Source organism: Pontibacterium sp. (genome assembly GCF_041587635.1).
Lineage (GTDB): Bacteria > Pseudomonadota > Gammaproteobacteria > Pseudomonadales > Balneatricaceae > Pontibacterium.
In genome coordinates this window covers 1-4,931 of sequence record NZ_JBFGYC010000302.1, presented here as the reverse complement: position 1 = coordinate 4,931, position 4,931 = coordinate 1, and the positions used below count along the sequence as shown (strand labels likewise).

Here is a 4,931-nt window from a genome sequence, read left to right as displayed (position 1 = left end):
GCGCAGCGATCTGCAGGTTGGTAAGACCTAATTTACGAATCACATGGCTGGCAGAGGCCACATTATCAATAAAGAAGTCAATTTCACCGACAGACAGTTTTTCAAGCCCCTGCGTCAGAGTGGACACTGGGACCAGCTTCAGGTCAGGGTGATTGTTACGGAGCAGTTCATGTGAGATGTACTGACTAACAACACCGACCTTTTTCCCGCTCAACGCCGCTAACGAGCGAACGGTATAGGTACCCCGCTGGCTGATGATGACCATAGGAAAATTAAGATAAGAGGAGGTAAAGCTGAGATACTGTTCGCGTTGAGCGGATTTCATCGCAGCTGGCAACAGATCCAGCTCTTTTGCCTCAGCCTTGCTCAGCACTTGCGGCCAGCTGAGGTTAGGTACCAACTGCATATCAATCCCTAGCTGTGCGCTCACTAGGTCAATATAATCCGCCGCTAATCCCTTATACTTACCGTTCTCAACATACTCGAACGGCGCCCACTGAGGGTCTACACCCAAACGAATCACTGGATGTTGCTTTAACCACGTCCGTTCCGCATCCGTCAGTTCATTCCAGCCATCTGCATAGGTTAAGCCGGTGCAGAACATCATAACCAGAAGCGTGACAAGCAGTCGCCTGACCATACCCTGTCTTCCTGAATGTGATGTCGCGACAACGATGCCTCAATGCGCACCTTAATGTGCTGCTGTACGACCCATCCTTAGGAGCGCAGAAAGTATCAACGACTGTGTTAACAGTCTCCTAAGGATAGACAGAAACCGGGAAAATAGCAGGGAAACAAAAAAGCCGATGATACTTATGTATCATCGGCTTTTTAATCGAAAGGCAACAAGTTAGAGCACGTAATACTTCAGCGGTGGGAAGCCATTAAACTCAATTGAGCTGTAACTGGTGGTGTATGCCCCGGTGGATAACCAGTAGACTCTGTCACCTTCGGCTAACGTCAGCGGCAACCTATACTTATGATCTTCATACATAATATCCAGACTGTCGCATGTCGGTCCTGCCAAAATAACTTCTTCTGCTTCACCTTCGCAATCCGTGTGAATCTGGTACTTAATTGCTTCACCCATGGTTTCAATCAAGCCGTTAAATAAGCCCACATCGGTATACACCCAGCGCTCCAGTGCCGTCGCAGATTTACGTGAAATCAGAACAACCTCGGATACCAACACCCCGGCATCGCCCACCAGCGACCGACCCGGTTCAAGAATAATTTCAGGGACGCCGTCACCAAAATCTTCCTGTAAGAAGCGCGTGATCTCAGCGACATAGGTATCAAACTCATTCGTTTTATGCAGATAGCTGGCAGGAAAACCGCCGCCCATATTGATCATACGCAAGCTGATACCGTACTCTTCGAACAGTCGCTCAAAAATTACCTTAACCTTGGCAATTGCGCCGTCCCAAACATCGATATCACGCTGCTGGGAACCGACATGGAACGATACTCCATAAGGCTCTAACCCCAGTTCTCGCGCCAATACAGCCAATTCAACGGCCATCTCCGGGTTACAACCAAATTTACGCGACAAAGGCCAATCGGCACCTTCAGAGCCTTCAGTTAACACTCGGATGTATACCCGTGAACCCGGTGCATGTTTGGCAATGTTACGTAGGTCTGGCTCAGAATCCGTCGCAAACAGATCAATTCCACGCTCATGAAAGTATGCTATATCACGTGCTTTTTTGATGGTATTGCCATAACTCATTCGCGCTGGCGATACACCAAACTGCAAAACTTTATCCAGCTCGTAGGTCGATGCAATGTCGAAACTTGCCCCTGCATTCGCGAGCAGCTCAATCACCTCATCTGCAGGATTCGCTTTGACCGCGTAAAAAATACGCGCGTAGTCAAACCCCTGCTGGAGCTCGTCATACTTCTCTTTAATGCTGTTGAGATCCAGCGCCAGAAACGGCGTTTCATGAGTATCCGCAAGGGTTTTAATTTTTTGCCAGACTTGCGGGCACATCTGCTCAGCAACGTTCATGCATTCAGGTCCACTAACAGAGAGTCGGGGGATCACCCCGCAACATAAAAAAAAAACAGCGGTAGGTAAGATCGCTACAGCTGCCCAGTCAGATAATTTCGCGAAGTATAAGTGCAATATCTGCACTCAGTAAACAGTTTTCAGAACTCCTGCCCTCTAGAGACCAGACGCTCGATTTCGGCAAAAGATTTAGCCTGATACATCACATCAAAACTAATACACAGATATCGAGATATATCACTGGCAGAGATAATGCCTCGGATCTTTTTTCCGCCTTGTGGATTGGTAGAGGTCACGATGACATGCTGATCACCGGAGCTTTTCAGGGTCAGCATCACATCACCGATTTTTGCACAGCGGACCTGATCATAGGTCAGTGCTTTGATGTGCAACACATCCAACATCAGATGACGTACCTCAACCTGATCCCGCGCCCAGTTGTTTTGCCCCATAACACTCATCGGTTTGTCACCTGCAATATCGGCAGCCGATACAATCCCACTGAATTGATCCTGACTATCCACCGCAAACAGCATACGAACATGCTGTGCTTTCATATGCTCCAAGGCCTCATCTATCTGAGTGGTTTCGCAGATTTTCACAGGCCAGGAGCGTTCAAAGTCAGTCATCACTTCGAGTGCAGGGCTACGCAAGGTCCCCGGATGACGGTCATGATCAGGGGTGACTAATTCTCCCCTGCTATCGAGACTACTCAGACGGATCGGGTAAAACTCTTGAAACATTATAACGACTCCCGATTTCAGGTTTATCCCTACAGCATAGTATGAAGCGGGCGCTGTAGCACCTATGTCCGCCGAGCAAGTCCGCTGAGCAATCTAGTTGTTACTCAAACAACACAGGCGTGATCACAACAGCCCCGACGATAAGCAGGAAGAGAACAAGCGCCAAGCGGGTCTCTTTCAGAAAATCGGACCCGTTACTCATAACAGATACCGTCCTTCACTTAAGACAACCGACTGCCCCTGAACGGCTAGCTCTACGACCTTTCCTTCACACAGGGTAACAGTACTTTCAATCATGCTTGGTCGCGCCATACGGACACCTTGAGTCACCACGAAACTCAGTTCGACAGTTCCATCACCCACGGTATCTGCTTGCTCAGCCGCCAAAGCGCCCGTTAATGCCGCTGCCGCGCTGCCCGTAGCTGGATCTTCCGGAATATTAAACGCCGGTGAAAACATACGTGTATAGAGCTGCCCGTCAGCATCATGACTGAACAGGTATAAGTCGCTTAATGAGAGGTCGGGAAAGCAGTTTTTCCACACACTGAGATTCAGATCAGCCTGATCAACGGCAGCAATATCTGCCAGCTCCAGCATCTGAAACGGCAATCCACAGCTGGAGATAAACGGCTTACGCATCACCTGACTGCGATCCAGTCCGAGCAACTCTGCCACATCGCTTTCATTTAGATGAGACTCGGAGACAGCTGGCAACATTGCCACCCTAAAACAGGCAGATTTGTTCTTAAGAGACACGGTTACCGGAATATCACCTACCCCTTCTTTCAGGGTGAGTTGATCACCTTGTGCGAGCCCCAGCTGGGCCAACAGATAAGCGGTACCTACCGTTGGATGACCGGCAAAAGGAATCTCACAGGCTGGCGTAAAAATCCGCACCGGAAAGTGGTTCTCCGCAATAGGCTCACCGACGAATACAGTTTCAGAAAGATTCAGCTCACGGGCTATCTTCTGCATCATGGCGCCATCAATACCTGTGGCGTGAGGAAACACCGCCAATGGGTTGCCACCAAATGCGGTATCAGTAAAAACGTCCAACGTATAAAAACTGTAATTCATCTCTGTCTCTCCTATTTACGCCAAAATGGTTTGGCTGCTTCTTCCTGTGCGCAAGCGCGGTTTACGCCAATATCCTTAAGCTGGTCCCGGTCCAGCGTCAACAACTGACGCCGTGTACGATAGCGTTGATACCAGCTGAAACAGGTACCCAGACCTGTATTTACTTTTTGTCTGATCACCCTCTTCATGACTCAACCTCCCTCTTTGGTAATCGAGTAGAAAACAGTTTATGCTCAGAGCAAAAAGCATTACAGATTCAAATACAGACAATTAAATACAGTACAGATTAGACCCAATCTGATCTGTACGGTTTTTTTTATTCGGATCTGTACCGGTACGTTTATTCAGGGGAATCAGAACGTTATGGCTACCAAACTCTATGAGCAAGTTGCAGACGAGATAATCGCCCGAATTGAGGGGGGGTATTACACCGCAGGGCAGAAACTGCCATCGATTAGGGTTCTAGCTCAAGAATACGGCGTCAGCATCTCCACCGTTCAGGAAGCGTATCGCATTATAGAAGAACGCGGTTATACCGAAGTACGCCCCAAGTCAGGCCACTTTGTTAAAGCCCGCAACAGCGCGCCCGTGCTACCGGACGTGAGCCCCCTCCCCCAACGTCCGGTTAAGGTTTCAGCCTGGAGTAACATTCTCAATATGCTCAATGCCGATGAAGCGGAAAATATGCTGAACCTGGGCTGGGCGATTCCGGACCTGAAAAGCCCCACGCTGAAACCGCTGACCCGGGATCTGAACGATATTAATCGACGCTTGGGTATGCGCAGCCTGTCGTATGACTACGTACGGGGGAACAAGGCACTACGACGTCAGATTGCACGTCTGGGTGTCGATTCGGGGCTGCAACTGCATCCCGACGATATTCTGGTCACCAGTGGTTGTCAGGAAGCGCTATCATCCAGCTTGAGAGCGATCACACAACCCGGCGATATTGTCGCCGTCGATTCCCCCTTTTACTTTGGCGCAGTCCAAACGATCGAAGCCAGCGGCCTGAAAGCGATAGAGATTCCCAGCCACCCGGAAACCGGCACCAGCCTGGAAGCATTAGAACTCGCATTCGCGCAGTGGCCGATCAAAGTGTTGGT

At 49.6% G+C, this 4,931-nt stretch carries 6 protein-coding genes; 1 reads left to right on the top strand and 5 read right to left on the bottom strand.

Features of this window, described 5'->3' with window-relative positions; genetic code table 11:
* From ABYW01_RS14055 to ABYW01_RS14035, 5 genes are all read right to left on the bottom strand, one after another.
* The coding region (locus ABYW01_RS14055; protein WP_372833751.1) for a transporter substrate-binding domain-containing protein at positions 1-640 on the bottom strand (640 nt) is incomplete at its 3' end.
* Between the two features lie 210 nt (positions 641-850).
* A complete protein-coding gene (locus tag ABYW01_RS14050; RefSeq protein WP_372833749.1) occupies positions 851-2,008 on the bottom strand; it encodes a type III PLP-dependent enzyme in 1,158 nt (385 codons plus the stop codon).
* Positions 2,009-2,148: 140 nt separating this feature from the next.
* Positions 2,149-2,751, bottom strand: a complete 603-nt coding sequence (locus tag ABYW01_RS14045; protein ID WP_372833747.1) for a CBS domain-containing protein — start codon at positions 2,749-2,751, stop codon at positions 2,149-2,151.
* A 198-nt stretch (positions 2,752-2,949) separates the two neighbouring features.
* Entirely contained in the window at positions 2,950-3,828 is an 879-nt protein-coding gene (locus ABYW01_RS14040; RefSeq protein WP_372833745.1) for a PhzF family phenazine biosynthesis protein, read from the bottom strand.
* Positions 3,829-3,839: 11 nt separating this feature from the next.
* On the bottom strand, positions 3,840-4,016 hold the full coding sequence (locus ABYW01_RS14035) for a DUF1127 domain-containing protein (RefSeq protein WP_372833742.1): 177 nt from the start codon (positions 4,014-4,016) through the stop codon (positions 3,840-3,842).
* Between the two features lie 175 nt (positions 4,017-4,191).
* Here ABYW01_RS14035 and ABYW01_RS14030 point away from each other — a divergent pair.
* The coding region (locus tag ABYW01_RS14030; RefSeq protein WP_372833740.1) for a PLP-dependent aminotransferase family protein at positions 4,192-4,931 on the top strand (740 nt) is incomplete at its 3' end.